At 71.4% G+C, this 13,875-nt stretch carries 14 protein-coding genes and 1 tRNA gene; 10 read left to right on the top strand and 5 right to left on the bottom strand.

The window, feature by feature from the left end; genetic code table 11:
* Positions 1-65: 65 nt before the first annotated feature.
* Positions 66-1,319 carry a transcriptional regulator gene (locus O4U47_RS14580; RefSeq protein WP_270678407.1) on the top strand — a complete coding sequence of 418 codons (1,254 nt, stop codon included), beginning with the start codon at positions 66-68 and terminating at the stop codon, positions 1,317-1,319.
* A gap of 136 nt (positions 1,320-1,455) precedes the next feature.
* Here O4U47_RS14580 and hisC read toward each other — a convergent pair whose 3' ends face one another.
* On the bottom strand, positions 1,456-2,544 hold the full coding sequence (gene hisC, locus O4U47_RS14575; RefSeq protein ID WP_270678392.1) for a histidinol-phosphate transaminase: 1,089 nt from the start codon (positions 2,542-2,544) through the stop codon (positions 1,456-1,458).
* Positions 2,545-2,654: 110 nt separating this feature from the next.
* On the opposite strand from hisC, the gene O4U47_RS14570 reads away from it, so the two are divergent.
* Positions 2,655-3,371: a hypothetical protein gene (locus O4U47_RS14570; RefSeq protein ID WP_270678391.1), complete on the top strand. Its 717-nt coding sequence runs from the start codon at positions 2,655-2,657 to the stop codon at positions 3,369-3,371.
* 215 nt (positions 3,372-3,586) lie between these two features.
* Here O4U47_RS14570 and O4U47_RS14565 read toward each other — a convergent pair whose 3' ends face one another.
* Together O4U47_RS14565 and O4U47_RS14560 are read right to left on the bottom strand one after the other, a co-directional pair.
* Complete coding sequence (locus O4U47_RS14565) at positions 3,587-4,684, bottom strand: MauE/DoxX family redox-associated membrane protein (protein WP_270678390.1); 1,098 nt, start codon at positions 4,682-4,684, stop codon at positions 3,587-3,589.
* Entirely contained in the window at positions 4,681-5,634 is a 954-nt protein-coding gene (locus O4U47_RS14560; protein ID WP_270678389.1) for a hypothetical protein, read from the bottom strand. The genes O4U47_RS14565 and O4U47_RS14560 overlap by 4 nt, the downstream gene beginning before the upstream one ends.
* A gap of 275 nt (positions 5,635-5,909) precedes the next feature.
* Here O4U47_RS14560 and O4U47_RS14555 point away from each other — a divergent pair, with 275 nt between their 5' ends.
* A complete protein-coding gene (locus O4U47_RS14555; RefSeq protein ID WP_270678406.1) occupies positions 5,910-6,428 on the top strand; it encodes a SigE family RNA polymerase sigma factor in 519 nt (172 codons plus the stop codon).
* Between the two features lie 113 nt (positions 6,429-6,541).
* Positions 6,542-6,628 (top strand) — tRNA-Ser (locus tag O4U47_RS14550).
* An 86-nt stretch (positions 6,629-6,714) separates the two neighbouring features.
* Here O4U47_RS14550 and O4U47_RS14545 read toward each other — a convergent pair.
* Together O4U47_RS14545 and O4U47_RS14540 are read right to left on the bottom strand one after the other, a co-directional pair.
* Positions 6,715-8,091, bottom strand: a complete 1,377-nt coding sequence (locus O4U47_RS14545; RefSeq protein ID WP_270678388.1) for a tyrosine-type recombinase/integrase — start codon at positions 8,089-8,091, stop codon at positions 6,715-6,717.
* A 23-nt stretch (positions 8,092-8,114) separates the two neighbouring features.
* On the bottom strand, positions 8,115-9,191 hold the full coding sequence (locus O4U47_RS14540; RefSeq protein WP_270678387.1) for a helix-turn-helix transcriptional regulator: 1,077 nt from the start codon (positions 9,189-9,191) through the stop codon (positions 8,115-8,117).
* 562 nt (positions 9,192-9,753) lie between these two features.
* Here O4U47_RS14540 and O4U47_RS14535 point away from each other — a divergent pair.
* The 6 genes from O4U47_RS14535 to O4U47_RS14510 all read left to right on the top strand — a co-directional run bounded on the left by O4U47_RS14535 (position 9,754) and on the right by O4U47_RS14510 (position 13,701).
* Positions 9,754-9,963 (top strand): helix-turn-helix transcriptional regulator, encoded by a 210-nt coding sequence (locus O4U47_RS14535; protein ID WP_270678386.1) that lies wholly within the window; start codon positions 9,754-9,756, stop codon positions 9,961-9,963.
* A gap of 121 nt (positions 9,964-10,084) precedes the next feature.
* Positions 10,085-10,804: a hypothetical protein gene (locus O4U47_RS14530; protein WP_270678385.1), complete on the top strand. Its 720-nt coding sequence runs from the start codon at positions 10,085-10,087 to the stop codon at positions 10,802-10,804.
* Positions 10,801-11,148: a hypothetical protein gene (locus O4U47_RS14525; RefSeq protein ID WP_270678384.1), complete on the top strand. Its 348-nt coding sequence runs from the start codon at positions 10,801-10,803 to the stop codon at positions 11,146-11,148. Before O4U47_RS14530 ends, O4U47_RS14525 begins: the two co-directional genes overlap by 4 nt.
* A 77-nt stretch (positions 11,149-11,225) precedes the next feature.
* Positions 11,226-11,612, top strand: a complete 387-nt coding sequence (locus O4U47_RS14520) for a hypothetical protein (protein WP_270678383.1) — start codon at positions 11,226-11,228, stop codon at positions 11,610-11,612.
* The gene (locus tag O4U47_RS14515; protein ID WP_270678382.1) at positions 11,609-12,493 is read left to right on the top strand and encodes a bifunctional DNA primase/polymerase; all 885 of its coding nucleotides are present in this window, start codon (positions 11,609-11,611) and stop codon (positions 12,491-12,493) included. Before O4U47_RS14520 ends, O4U47_RS14515 begins: the two co-directional genes overlap by 4 nt.
* Positions 12,490-13,701 (top strand): AAA family ATPase, encoded by a 1,212-nt coding sequence (locus O4U47_RS14510; RefSeq protein ID WP_270678381.1) that lies wholly within the window; start codon positions 12,490-12,492, stop codon positions 13,699-13,701. Before O4U47_RS14515 ends, O4U47_RS14510 begins: the two co-directional genes overlap by 4 nt.
* Positions 13,702-13,875: the final 174 nt, after the last annotated feature.

Genomic DNA, 13,875 nt, shown 5'->3' with positions numbered 1-13,875 from the left:
GTGCGCAGCGTACTGGCGATTTGACTATTGGTGTCATCGGCCCGCATGAGGTCGTCGAGCGCGTCATGCTGATGGGCCCGGGGTCGACAGGCCCCCTCAACGCCAGACTCATCGCCGCCGCCTATCGAGACGAGCAAGAGGCCACCGACAAGGTCCTGCGCCTTGGGTCGGCTATCGACGCGTATCTGTTCGCCAGTCCCGTCCCCTACGAGTTCGCACGCAAGGCGGGTGTGCTGACCATGCCCGCCACCTACGTGCCGCTCGGCGGGGCGAGCCTGCACGAGGCCCTGCTGCGGGGCACCCTGGACGAGAGATACGACCCCACCCGGGCCAGCCTGGACGTGCTCGGCCGGGCCGATGTCGTGGAGGCCTACTCCGAGGTGGACCTGCCCGTCGACGGCATCCACGTGCACGAGGAGCTCACCAGCACCGCCCAGCTCACCTCCTTCCACGAGGGGCTGTGGCGGCGCAAGGCCACCCGCATGGCCATCACCTGCGTGCGCGGGGTGGCCGAGCGGCTGGAGGCCATCGGGGTCCCCGTGATGCGCCTGCGCCCCACCAACGCGGGGGTGCGCAGCGCCCTGCAGACCGCCGGCCTGCTCGGCGCGCACCACCGGCTGGAGGAGGCGCAGCTGGGGGTGGTGGTCGTGGACGTGCCCACGCTCCGCGACTCCAGCCGCCGCTCCACCCCCCGGTACTGGCGCGACGAGCTCCGCCTGGCCCTGCACCGGCTGCTGCTGCAGGAGGCGCACCGGATCAACGCCACCGCCCACCCAGTGGACGACCACACCTTCATGGTCACCGCCACCCGCGGCTCGCTCGTCTCGGCGACCGAGGGGTTCCGTCAGCCCCCGTTCGTCGAGCGGATCAAGGCCGAGCTGGGCATCGCCATCGAGGTGGGCATCGGCATGGGGCGCACCACCCAGGACGCCGAGACGCACGCGCGTGCGGCGCTCAGCCGCGCACAGGCGACCCGGCAGAGCTTCGCGGTGGACCGGGAGGGCCGCTCGCTGGTGCCCGCTCAGCGCGCGCCCCAGCGCCAGCAGACGCCCGAGCCCCTGCGCACCAAGGGCCGCGAGACCCTGATGCGGCTGTCGGAGCGGATCGCCGAGGAGGACGGGCCGCTGGTCGTCGACGCCGAGAACGCCGGACGGATGCTGGGGGTCACCCCGCGCACCGCCCGGCGGCTGTTGCGCACCCTGGTCGAGGAGGGGCTGGCCTGGCCCCTGCCGCCGAACCGGACGCTGCAGCCCGGGCGCCCGCGCCAGCTGTACCGGCTCATCGTCGAGAAGCTCGACAAGGACAAGGCGGGCAAGTAGCCCGGCGCGCGAAGGGCCCCGCGGGTGCGGGGCCCTTCGGCGTATCAGGGGCCTGCCCAAGCCGCGTTGATCTCGGGAGAAGCGACGCTAGAACCTCGCTGGTAGGGGCGTTTTTCCCGAGGTCGACAACAAGGTGTCAGCCGGTGTTGCGGCGCGGGAAGGCGTGCGCGGCGGCCAGCAGCGCGTCGTTCTCCTCCGGGGCGCCGATGCTGATCCGCACGCCCTCGCCGGAGAAGGGCCGCACCGCGAGGCCCTCGGCGGCGCAGGCCTCCGCGAAGGCGTCGGTGTCGCCGCCCAGGCGCAGCCACACGAAGTTGGCCTCGGTCGGCGGGACCTCCCAGCCGTCGGCGAGCAGCGCGTCGCGCACCCGGGTGCGCTCCTTGACGGTGCGCTCGACCCGTTCGGCCAGCTCGTCCTCGGCGGCCAGCGACGCGACGGCGGCGGCCTGGGCCAGGTGGTTCACGGCGAAGGGGACCAGCGTCTTGCGCACCGCCGAGGCCACGTGCGGGTGCCCGATGAGGAAGCCCACGCGCAGCGCGGCCAGGCCGTAGGCCTTGGAGAAGGTGCGCAGCACGGCCACGTTCGGGCGGTCCCGGTACAGGTCCAGGCCGTCGGGGACGGCGGGGTCGCGCACGTACTCGCGGTAGGCCTCGTCCAGGACGACCAGCACGTGGTCGGGCACGCGGTCGAGGAAGGCGGTGAGCTCCTCCTCGCGCACCGCGGTGCCGGTGGGGTTGTTCGGGTTGCACACCAGCACCATGCGGGTGCGGTCGGTGACCGCGGCGAGCAGGGCGTCCAGGTCGTGCGCCTCGCCGGTGAGCGGCACGGTCACCGCGGTCGCCCCGGACAGGGCGGTCAGCAGCGGGTAGGCCTCGAACGAGCGCCAGGCGTAGACCACCTCGGCCCCCGGCTCGGCCACCGCCTGCAGGAGCTGCTGGAGCACCCCGACCGACCCGGCCCCGGTGGCGACGTGGTCGGCGGGCACCCCGAAGCGGCGCGCCAGGGCCTCGGTCAGGCCGGTGACCCCGGCGTCCGGGTAGCGGTTGGCCTCCGCGGCGGCCGCGGAGATCGCGGAGACGACCGAGGGCAGCGGGTCGTAGGGGTTCTCGTTGGACGAGAGCTTGAACGAGCGCCCGTCGGGGCCCACGGCCGTGCGCCCGGGCTTGTAGCCGGGGACCTGGTCGAGGACAGCCCGGAAATATGGCGAATTCCGCTCCGACACCATTGTCCTTCCTCGATACTCTGTGCAAGGTCAAGGCTACCCAGCGTGGAAAGCCCTCGCCGGGGCGGCCCAGGACCTCAGCGGCAATATCGCACAGAACAGGAAAAGGCACCATGGAGCACCCCCGAGCAGCGCGCACGGCGGCGGTCGCGGCCCCCGCCGCGGCGGTCCTGGTCGCGGCGCTCGCCGCCTGCGGGGGCGGCGGAGGCGGCCAGGGCGAGGAGCGCGGCCCCGGAGCCGAGGCCGCCGAGAGGCTGGGCGAGGCGCAGCTGGTCCAGTACGAGGACGCCAAGGTCGTCCCCGAGGCGGGCGAGCGCGGAACCTACGGGAAGCTGTCGGGCGTCGAGCGCACCGAAGAGCTGCGCTCCTCCACCGACCTGGACAAACCCGAGTGCATGGACGCGGCCACCTCCTGGGGCAGCCTCCCGGAGGTGCGCAAGGCCCCCGCGTCGGTGGCGGTCTTCGCGCGCGGGGACGACACGGTCTCGCACACCCTGCTGAAGGTGCCCGAGGGCGTGGCGGACGAGGCGCTGCAGACGGTCACACCGGAGAAGGAGTGCGCGTCGTACAAGGCGACGATGGAGGACGGCTCCACGTCCTCCTACTCCGTCTCGGAGGTCGACATGGACCCGGTGGGCGACGCGTCGCGGGCGTTCGCCGTCAAGACCGAGACCGGGGGCGACACGGTGTGGATGTACAGCGTCGTCTACCGGAACGGCGGCCACCTGGGGGCGGCCACCGTCCTGGGCCCGGACGAGAAGGGGGACTACGGGGAACTCCTCTCCGGATTCGCCGCGTCGGCGGTGGAGCGGGAGGAGAAGGTCCTGTAGGATCGGTCCCGGATCGAACAGGTGTTCGAGAGGGTATGGGTAAGGGGGCGGGGGACGATGTCGAGGGCAGCGCACAACCTGGAACGTCGCACGCACCGGCGCACCGCCGGTGCCCCCCGCCTCCCACAGCACCGGGCCGACCGGCCCGCTCCCCCGCCGGGCGACCGGCACCTGCTCCGCCGGGTCGACTGGGGAGCCCCTTCGGCGGCGGCCTTCTACCGGTCGCTGGAGGAGGCCTTGGAGGCCCCGGCACCGTTCCCGGTGGAGATCCCCGCGGACGGCCCGGACGCCTGACCCCCGGCCCTGTGGGCCCCGACCCTGGCCCGGGGGACGCGCGGCCCGCCGGGCTCCTCCGCGCCCTCGGGACCGCCCCCGCGCTCCTGCTCGGCCCCCTCGTCCCCGGCCCCCTCCGACGGGGCCGGAACGGCCGGTGGGCCGGTCGGCACCACGGTGCCGGTCGCCTGGGGCGCCCCGCCGGTGGTGCGCGGAAGCGGCGCGCCGCCCTCCTCGGCCACCTCGCCGAGCACGGCCAGCGTCACCCGGGTCTCGGCGTCGCTCACCGCGGCGCGCACCCGCGGACGGCGCCCGCGCAGCTCGACGGCGAACACCGCGTCCACCGGGCGGCCGTTGCGGCGGCCGGTGAAGCGCATCAGCCGCCAGCATCCGTGCCGCCACACGTCCACCGGATCAGTGCCGTCGACCACCACCCGGTTCGCCCGCCACACCTCGCTGCGGCGCAACCGGGCCAGGCTGCGCCGCACCGGCACCCGGCGCACCGCGCACGCCTCCCGGCCGAACACGCGCACCGCCGCCTCCCGCAGCTCCGGAGAGAGCACCGCCAGCACGGCCAGCTCGGCGGCGCCGACCGCAGCCTGGGCGCCCGTCAGGCCGGCCAGCGCCTGGAGACCGCCGCCGCCCGCCACGGCCGCCCCGACGGCGGCCACGGCCAGCACGGCGGCCCGTGCGATGGTGCGCCACCCCACCGGCTCGGTGCTCAGGCCGCCGAAGCAGCCGCAGTTCATCTGCGGGTCCCGCCGCCGCACCACGGCCAGCAGCACCGCCGAGAAGGCGAACAGCCCGGCGGCCGCCCACCCCGCCGCGGCGCCGACCGGCCCGGCCGCCGACAGCAGGAGCACGGCCAGCGCCGCCTCCAGCAGGGCGGTGGCCGCCGACGCGGGCCGGTGCAGGGCGCCGGGCAGCAGCGACACCGGCCCCCCGCCGCCCGTCCGGTCGACCGCCTTGGCGGCGGCCCCCAGGAGCAGCAGCAGGGCGACGAGCGGCGGCTGGATCTGGATCAGTTCGGCCGGGGTCATCCCGCCTCCATGGTCGCGGCGAAGCAGCCGACCTCCGGGCGCCCTCCGAGGGCGGTGAAGGCCGGCAGGGTCAGCTCGGCCAGGCGGCCGCTCGCGTCACCGGAGGCCTCGCGGCAGCGGTCGCAGAAGCGGGCGGCCGCCGAGGCGCAGTTCAGGACCGGGTACACGCCGGACACGCCGGTGTCGTCGTTGCGCACCGCCACCGTCGCCCCCAGGGACAGCAGCGGGAGCGGCAGGCACGGCTCGGACCGGTCGCAGGCCGGCCCGCAGTCCGAGCCGGGGTCGAGGGCGGGGTAGGCGGCGCCGCAGGCGTGCGCGCGCGGGTCGGTGTGCGCCGCGCGCCCGAACGCCGGGTCGTACCAGGTGACGATGCCCGATTGCGCGCTCGGGACGCGGCGCGCGGGCGGGCGCCGGGGCATGCGGGCGGCGGGCCGGGGAGGCTGCGTGGTGACCGGCACCGTGGTGTGCACGGTGCCGCGCTCGCGCACGCCCACCGCGTCGAACAGGTAGCCCGGTTCGAGGACGGGGTGGCGCACCGCCATCCGGCCCGACGAGCGGTACGGGATCACCGCGACGGCCCGTGGGCGCCCGTGCCCGGGGTCGACCACCACCGCGTCCTCATCGGCCGAGACGATGGTGCCGGTGACCCGGCCGAGCTGCGCCCAGAGCCGGTCGACCACCCAGCGGCCGGTCCCGCCGCAGCGGACCAGGACGTCGTCGCCGACGCGGACGTCCTCGGGGCCGACGTCCCGGCCGCGCCAGAAGGACGTGGTGCGCTCGAAGAGGAAGCGCTCCTCGCCGTCGAGCGTGGCGACGGTGAGCATGTGCGCGGTGATGTGCACGGCCACGCCCCGCACCACCTGGGGCGCGGGACCGCTCGGCGGCGGGGCCGCGTCCTCCCCCAGCAGCGCGGCGGTGAACCTCCGCCGCTCCTGGACATCTACTGACATCGCCCCTCCTCGCCCCGAGTGCCCGCAGCGCCCGTTTCCATTCTCACCGTCGGATGCGCGACGGCGCGGCCGACACGCGCGGCCCTCGTGCGCCCACGCTCCGCGTGCGCACCGCGAACCCCAGAGTGGCAGGCGATCCCGGCGTCCGCGGGCGATCCGGTTTGCCAGATCATGGCGGCGGCGTTTGCTGCGGATTGCCCCGACCGTGGAAAAGTGGTGATCAAGGCGCAGATGTGACACAAAGCACGTACGCGAACGAATGGGCCGGTGATCCTATGGCCGAGACGGTGCGGCGAACGCGATACGAGGAGTTCACCGCCTACGTCAACGACCGGGGTCCGGCCCTGCTGCGGATGGCGCGCTCACTGACGCCGGGGCACGCCGACGCCGAGGACCTGCTGCAGGCGGCCCTGCTGAAGACGTTCTTCGCCTGGGACCGCATCTCCACGCCGAAGGCCCGCGACGGGTACGTGCGGCGGGCGATGGTGAACACGCAGATCTCGGAGTGGCGGCGGAACCGCCTGGAGGTGTACCCGACCGACGAGATCCCCGAGCAGCGGGTGGACGACCCGACGGGGCGCTCGGACCTGGCGGACACGGTGAACAGGGCGATCGAACGGCTGCCGGACCGGCAGCGGCAGATCGTGCGGCTGCGGTACTACGACGACCTGACCGAGGCGCAGATCGCCGACCGGCTGGGGGTGACGATCGGCACGGTGAAGAGCACGGTGTCCCGGGCGGTCCGGAAGCTGCGGGAGGACGCGGACCTGACGATCGCCCGCGCCACGACGTGAACGCGCACAGGCGGCCGCCCACCCTCCGCCTCGGTTCCGGGGCCGACCCGGCACGCCCTCCTCCGATTCGTTTTGCACGTCTGTCATCGGAGTCTGTAGTCTTGTTCCGCCGAGGAGGATTCGCCTAGAGGCCTAGGGCGCCGCACTGCTAATGCGGTTTCGGGGCAACCCGATCGAGGGTTCGAATCCCTCATCCTCCGCAGGTCAGAAGGGGTCCGGTGCGCAGCGCCGGGCCCCTTCCTTGTGTAGCGGTGGCTGTGTGAGTCCGACGTGAGTCCATTCGGTCTCAACGGGGTCCCCGCGGGATGATCGCCGTGGTCGCCTCGGCGGCGGCCGCCGCCACCTCGGGGACCACGCTCGTGTAAGTGTCCGCGGTGAAGCTGTACCGGGCGTGCCCCAGCGTCGCCGAGACCACCTTCATGTCCACCCCGGCCGCCAGGGCGAAGCTCGCCGAGCAGTGCCTGAGGTCGTGGAAGCGGATCGGCGGGAGCCCCGCCGCCTCCACCAGGTGTAGGAAGTGCCGCGACAGGTAGTCCTCGCGCAGCGGGGAGCCGTCGGGGCGGGTGAAGATCCGCCCCGAGTCGATCCAGTCCTCGCCGGCCGCCGAGCGCTCGGCCTCCTGCTGCTTGCGCCAGCGCCGCAGCAGAGCGATGTTCGCCTCGTCCAGGCTGAAGGTGCGCACCGACTTCTCCGTCTTGGGCCCTTCGTCGTCGTCCTCGGGGCCGGCGAGCACGCTCATGGTCTTGGCGCCGTCCAGGTCGGTGTCGACCCACAGCGCCGAGGCCACCTCGCCGCGGCGCAGGCCGCGCGTGGCCACCAGGTGGAGCAGCGGGTACAGGCGGTCCTCGCGCTGCTCGCAGAAGTCCAGGAAGGCGCCTGCGAGCTGGGGGGTCCACACCATCACCCGGGCGGGGCGCTTGCCGGTCTGCTGCCAGCGGGTGACGCGCTCGTTGGTCCACACCTGCGGCTTGGTCTTGGCCACGCGGGGCAGTTCGACGAAGTCGGCGGGGTTCACCGAGATCAGCTTGCGCTTCTTGGCGGTGCCCAGCGCCGAGGAGATGACGGCGTGGATCCGGCGGATACGCGCCGCGGACAACGGACGCTGACGCTTCAGGGACGGCTTCTCGCCCTCGGCAAGCTTCCTCTTCGAGAGGGCCCTGGCGGCCACGAGGCGCCGTAGTACCTCCGAGGGCTGCTCACCGTCCTCCATGGGCCGGTTGATCTGCCCAATGGCGCGGTAGAGCTCGGCCAGGTGGTGGTCGCGCAGGTCGATCAGCTTCAGGTGGCCCAGGGCGGGGATGTAGTAGAGCTCGACGGCCTCGCGGTAGGAGTCCAGGGTGGAGGCCTTGAGCTTCTTCTTGGAGTCGAGCCAGCCGCGCAGGTAGGCGGTCACTGTGACGTTGCGGTCGGGGACGAAGCCGATGGCGTCGGCGTCGGTGAGGGCGTCGCGCACCTTCTCCAGGGCCTGGGTCTTGGTGTCGAACGGGCCGACCCAGGGGCGGCGCCGTTTGCCATTGGGGCCAGCGGGGGCTGTGTAGCGACCCCACCACTTGCCGTGGCCCCGCTTCGACAGCTCTGGGCACCGGGTGCCGAGCTGCTTGCCGGTCTCGGGGTCGCGGCACGCGCAGCGCTTGACCGCCTGGCCGCTACTCGGTCTCGCCATCAGCAACCTCCTGCATTCCCAGACTAGTCCGGGAACTTGTCGGGATACTGCTTCTTCAGGTACTCATACCGCTCAGGATTATCCTGCTTCAATCGGTCACGAGCATCGGGGGAAGTGGCATAATCCAGAAGAAGCATCTGCACGACATCAAAAACGGCAACAGGGTCGGTCAAAAGATCCACACCCCTCTTATTGGCCGCTTCAAACACGTCTTGAGTCAGCGTGGATATCTGCTCCCACGATTTCAGGTCAAGGATTGTATGAACGAGATCTACTCCGGTCTCATCCTTTCGCATGAAGAGCTGCACCGCCGTTCCACCGGCAATGTCGGTAACGCTTGAGTCAGCGACAGTTCCGTTCATGATCTCATGTTGGACGCGCAACGGGAGCCGTTGGAAAGCACCGACAACCTTCATGTGTTGCTCGGTGAGCTGGTCGATACGCTGCTGAACATGCTTGAGCATCTCGTAGATAGCTGATTGACTCGATGAGCTCCTCTCCGGGCGCAACGCACCCTGGCGCTTTACGTCGAACGTGGACTCCGGAGTCCTAGACGCCGCATTTTCCAGTACGTATTCCGCCTGAGGGAGAAGACGGTCGTCTGGAGACCACCCAAGGTCCTCGAAGAATGAGATGACCGCCGCATCGGCTGGCCTGCGTTCATCAAGCCTGATCGCCACGGCATTCGCGAGCTCATCCCTGGCATATCGCGCTTCATCATCCACATCAAAAACGTCTTCGTCTTCAAAGCGGTCTACGAACTTAGTGAGGGCATCGGCGATACGGCGAGCAGCATGCCGGTCTCCCTCGGCCCCCTCGACGCCGTCGCGGATCTCAAGGATGCAGGCGATCATCCGTCGTAGGAGTTGGGCTTCGACGGTGGGCTCCAAGCTGCCCCCCTCAGGACGCCACCCCTCGTTGTGCACCCCCAGAGCGGAAGCGACCTTGCTCGTGGCGATGTAGCTGACTGCCTCCCCCTTCTCGCGTTCAAGGTTGGAGACGGTGCCGCGAGAGACGCGCGCCAGCCAGGCCAGATCGCTCTGGCTCACGTTGATCTCTTGCCGACGCTCGCGCAGTAGAGCGCCGATGGAGCTTGCCATGGGGTTCCTCTCAAGGAGTCGGGCTGCATCGAAGCGCAGCGAGGAGCAGAGGCCAGCAGCCCTCAGTATCCCTCTGCAACAGTGTGCAGCGTTGGGCAACTATGTGCAAGGCAGAGCCAAGTTAGGTCCAATCTATGCACAGGGGGCCGCCAGGCCGAGGGCCAGCCAAAGATCGGGCGAGTGCAACAGAAGCGCACATCCGCGACACGCCCGGCGTTCCAGCACGTCAGATCAGTCGAAAATCCTTACGGAAGCTCGAACATGCAGGTCAGACAGCTACCTGCACACCACTGCCCAAGCTATTGAACGCCACGCTGCCACCTTGGCGTGGCGGGTGGGGTTGACGTGGGTTATGGTCGTTCCGTGAGGCCCCAAGATGGCGCCTCGCAGCGACCTAGCCGGGGTGGTTGGCAGACCCCCTGGCGTACAAGAAAGGGCCCCGCAGTGGCAGCCGCGGGGCCCGATGCACAACCCACCAACCGCCTCGCCAGGCAATGATTGGAGTCCGGGTATGCGCACCCAGGCTACAGGAGCACCCCAACCGCATTCAGGCGGACCCGCCGTGACCTCGAACAACCGTGTCGACGACCGGCTCCTGCTGCTCCCCGAGGTCGCTGAGCTCATGCGCACCTCCGAAGCCTCCCTGCGCTGGCTGCGGAACCAGGGCCGCGCGCCCTACCTGTTCCGCATGAACCGCCGCATCGTGGCCTACCGCAGCGAGGTCGTGGCCTACATCGAGGAGCAGCGCTCCCTCGACCGCGCCTCCGCCTGACGCCTGCCATGCGGCCCCGAGCCGCCGCCGCAGGCGCCCGCCGCCTGCTCTCCCCAGCCGCCCATCGCGCCCACAGCGCCGAGCGGCGGCTTCGCACATCTGACTTCCGGGGGGAAGCAGCATGTCCAGCACCATCACCATTCCCGCGCCCGGCGCTACGCCGTTCGACTCGATCAAGGAGGTCGACGCCGACGGCGCCGAGATCTGGCGCGCCCGCAAGCTCCAGGCCCTCATGGCCTACGCCCAGTGGAAGAACCTCAAGCCCGCGATCGAGCGCGCCATGGCGTCGGCCCGAAACCAGGGCGTCGACACCGATGATGCGTTCCGGGAGGCCAATGAGGTTTCGGGATCCCGAAACCTCGGCCAGCGGCGGCAAGACTTCAAGCTGACCCGGTTCGCGGCCTACCTGGTGGCGATGAACGGCGACCCCAACAAGCCCGAGGTCGCCGCCGCACAGGCGTACTTCGCGGTCCGCACCCGCGAAGCCGAGGTCGCCGAGCAGAAGCCGACCGGGGACGACCTCGACGTCCTGCAGGGGATGATCGACCGGCTTCGCGAGGACCGGCAGCGCATCGTCGCCGTCGAAGGCCGCCAGGACGTCACCGAAGCCAAGGTCGCCGCGATCGAAGGCAAGCACGACTGGTTCACCGCCCTGGGCTACGCCAAGCTCAACGGTCGCCCCACCAACCGCCCTCACCTGCAGAGGGTCGGAGCCGTGGCGGGCAGGATCCTGCGCTCCCGCGGCGAGGAGCCCGTCAAGCGGCAGGACGCGACCTTCGGCTCGGTCAACACCTATCCGGCGGACGTGCTCGCCCAGGCGTTCGAGGAGGTCGTCCGATGACCCCGACGACCCTCTCCGGCCCCTTCACCGTGGTGGATCACCCCATCGACTGGTCCGAACACGCCAGCGGCCACGTCGGGATCCTCGACCTGGCCTGCGGGCAACGCCTCCTGCTGGGCCTGGTGCCCGGCGCCGACCGCTGGGACGACGAGGAGACCAGCGACTTCTGGCGGTTCGGCTACGGCAGCGCCCTGGCCCCGGACGGCACCTGGCACGAGTACATCGTGACCATGATCGGCCCCGACACCGACCTGGACGAGGTCATCGCGGCCGCAGAACGCGCCGCCCCCGAGGTCATCGCCGAGTACAGGCGCCACGACCGCACCCCGGCCGCCACCGGGTGACCCCCTGGGGCCGCCGAAGCCCTGCGCTTCGGCGGCCCCGTCCGGCTGACCGACCGCGACACCACAGGGGGAATCCGATGGACGACCTGACCATCAACAGCCACTACCTGGTCGAGATCCACGTCTGCGCCGACGGGATCCTCGACGACCGGGCCGCACGCCGGGCGGCGCTCTCCATGGACCACGCCCTGCCCGGGGCGCCGGTCACGCTCCTGTTCCGGGGCAACGTCGACTACGTCGCCCCCTGGGCGCTCGTCCCGCTCGCCGACCACCTCGCCGAGGCCACCGACATCACGGTGATCGCCGGGGGCAAGGCCGTGGCCGGCCTCTCCGAGCACGTGCGCCTGGCCGCCCGCCAAGGACGAGAGTTCCGCGCCCACGACGCCGAGCACCGCCGGATCCGCGAAGCGGCCCGCCGCCGCATGGCCGACACGGGCGGCCTGGAGTCGGGGGGTGCGCAGTGATCCCCGAGAACCCAGCATCGCGCCGCGACTACGCGATCACCTACATCGACAACGGGGAGAAGGTGTTCGTGCTCGGCCCCGGCAAGGCGCCCCTGGCGAACTGCCGCCCCTGCCGGGAAGGGCACCGCACGCCCGAGGAGATGGAGGCGTGCACCTGCCTGACCTGCCACGGCCTCTACGCCGCCACCGACGACATGGACCGCGTCGACGCCATGCTCGCCCAGAACCCCGACGGGCTGCTGGCCATCCGCACCGGCGCCGTGTCCGACCTCGTCGTCATCGACGTCGACCCGCCCGAGGGCCTGGAGACCATGGCGCAGATGATGGAGGCGGGCATCCTCCGGGAGACCAGAGCCCAGCGCACCGGATCGGGCGGGTGGCACCTGTGCTACCGCCACCCGGGCGGCTACGTCCCCTCCGGCGCCGGGCGGGCCGGGCACAAGGTCGACGTCAAGGCCGACGGCGGCTACATCGTCGCCGCCCCTTCGGCCCACCCGCGCACCGGGCAGCCCTACACCTGGCGGTTCGACTTCCCCACCGCGCCGCGCGACGAGGTTCACCCCGGCCTGTTGAAGATCATCCGCCCGCCGGAGCAGCCCCGCCCCGAGGCCGACCCGCGGGACTTCGACCACATCTCCCACCGGCGCCTGCGCGGCCTCGTCGACACCGTGCTCGACAGCCAGGAAGGCGGCCGCAACGCCGCCCTGCACTGGGCCGCCTGCAAGGCCGGAGAGATGGTCGCCCGCGGCGAGATCACCGAACAGGTCGCCTACGACGCCCTAGCGGCCGCCGCCCAGCACACCGGCCTCCCGCTGCGGGAGATCGGCACCGGACCCCACAACGGCACCATCGGCTCCGGCCTGCGCAAGGGGGGCAGGTGAGCACCGACGTCTCCGAGGAGCTACTGCGCGGCGTGTACGCCCAGCACGGCCTGGAGGTTCCGCACACCCCCGAGGAGCCACCGGACGGCCCCGATGCCGCCCAGCCGCAAGCGGCACCGGACCTCGGCGGGCTCGTCATCCGGAGCCTGGCCGAGGTGGCCGCCGACGTCGACTCCCGGCCGCCCCGCCCGTTCCTCTTCGAACCGGTGTGGGTCGCCGGTGACTACGGGGTCCTGGCGGCCGAGGACAAGGCGGGCAAGACCTGGGCCATCCTCGACGCCGCCGTCTCGTGCGCCTCCGGGCTGGACTGGCAGGGGCAGTTCCCTTGTCGCGCGCCGGGCGGGGTCCTGGTGTTCCTCGGGGAAGGCAGCGACGCCAAGATGCTGCGCCGGATCCGGGCCATCGGCATGCACAAGGGGCTCACGCGAGAGCAGGTCGACGCGCTACCGATCCGGCTGTGCTTCCGGGCGCCCCAGCTCAACGACAAGGCGCACCTCAGCCTGATCGCCGCGGACCTCGACGAGTACAGCCCTGCCCTCTGCATCATCGACCCGCTGTACCTGGCTGCCGGGGGCGCCAACGGGGCCGACCTCTACGCCATGGGCGCCATGCTCGGCAGCATCCAGGCGGTCGCGCAGGCGAACAGTGCGAGCCTGCTGCTCGCCCACCACTGGAACAAGACCGGCGAAGGGAAGGGACACCACCGCTCAAGCGGAGTCGGCCCCGGCGCCTGGGGGCGCGTCCTGATCGCCGTGTCCGTACTCAACGCCCGCACCGACCCGCAGACCACCGAAACGACGGTGCGGCTCAAGTGGAGCTTCAAGGGCGACGAGATCCCCGAGACCGACGTGAACCTCGTCCGGCGGGTCGTGGCCCAAGACCCCACCGACCTCACCAGTCCGCTCAAGTACAGCATCGAGAAGTCCGACGACCAAGGCGAGGACGACGATACACCCGATGACGGGATGTCACCCTCCCAGCGGCGGATCAAGAAGGTTCTCGCGTCCGCGTCGGGGCCGCTGACGGTCCTGGCGATCGGCGACCAGCTCGCCGCCGACACGGCCGCCGGGCCCCCTCTGAAGAAGCGCACGATCCAGGATGCGCTGACGAAACTCATGCGCGCAGGTCATGCGCGTGAAGCCGGTACGGACGGCTTCGCTGCCCTGTGGGTCAACACCGAGCCCGAGGGGGGCGGAAATGCCGAATGACCTGCGCGCATGCCGCGCATGCGCCCCGCGTGCGCACTCTGCGCGGGGCCAACGCGCAAAGGCGCGCACGCACGCATGGGCACCTATAAGCCCATGCGTGCGTGCGCGCCTTGCGCAGGCATCGCACACGCCCCATGCGGCTGCCGACGCCCCCCACAACCACAGGAGCCTTCA

The organism is Nocardiopsis suaedae (assembly GCF_027706745.1).
Lineage (GTDB): Bacteria > Actinomycetota > Actinomycetes > Streptosporangiales > Streptosporangiaceae > Nocardiopsis_A > Nocardiopsis_A suaedae.
This window is presented reverse-complemented; position numbering and strand designations above follow the sequence as displayed.

Excerpts from the sequence above, each read along its gene's own strand:
- O4U47_RS14570 (WP_270678391.1), top strand. The coding sequence starts at position 2,655 with ATGGAGCACCCCCGAGCAGCGCGCACGGCGGCGGTCGCGGCCCCCGCC.
- O4U47_RS14525 (WP_270678384.1), top strand. The coding sequence starts at position 10,801 with ATGACCCCGACGACCCTCTCCGGCCCCTTCACCGTGGTGGATCACCCC.
- O4U47_RS14540 (WP_270678387.1), bottom strand. The coding sequence starts at position 9,191 with ATGGCAAGCTCCATCGGCGCTCTACTGCGCGAGCGTCGGCAAGAGATC.
- hisC (WP_270678392.1), bottom strand. The coding sequence starts at position 2,544 with ATGGTGTCGGAGCGGAATTCGCCATATTTCCGGGCTGTCCTCGACCAG.
- O4U47_RS14580 (WP_270678407.1), top strand. The coding sequence starts at position 66 with ATGCTGATGGGCCCGGGGTCGACAGGCCCCCTCAACGCCAGACTCATC.
- O4U47_RS14555 (WP_270678406.1), top strand. The coding sequence starts at position 5,910 with ATGGCCGAGACGGTGCGGCGAACGCGATACGAGGAGTTCACCGCCTAC.
- O4U47_RS14565 (WP_270678390.1), bottom strand. The coding sequence starts at position 4,684 with ATGACCCCGGCCGAACTGATCCAGATCCAGCCGCCGCTCGTCGCCCTG.
- O4U47_RS14530 (WP_270678385.1), top strand. The coding sequence starts at position 10,085 with ATGTCCAGCACCATCACCATTCCCGCGCCCGGCGCTACGCCGTTCGAC.
- O4U47_RS14520 (WP_270678383.1), top strand. The coding sequence starts at position 11,226 with ATGGACGACCTGACCATCAACAGCCACTACCTGGTCGAGATCCACGTC.
- O4U47_RS14545 (WP_270678388.1), bottom strand. The coding sequence starts at position 8,091 with ATGGCGAGACCGAGTAGCGGCCAGGCGGTCAAGCGCTGCGCGTGCCGC.
- O4U47_RS14560 (WP_270678389.1), bottom strand. The coding sequence starts at position 5,634 with ATGTCAGTAGATGTCCAGGAGCGGCGGAGGTTCACCGCCGCGCTGCTG.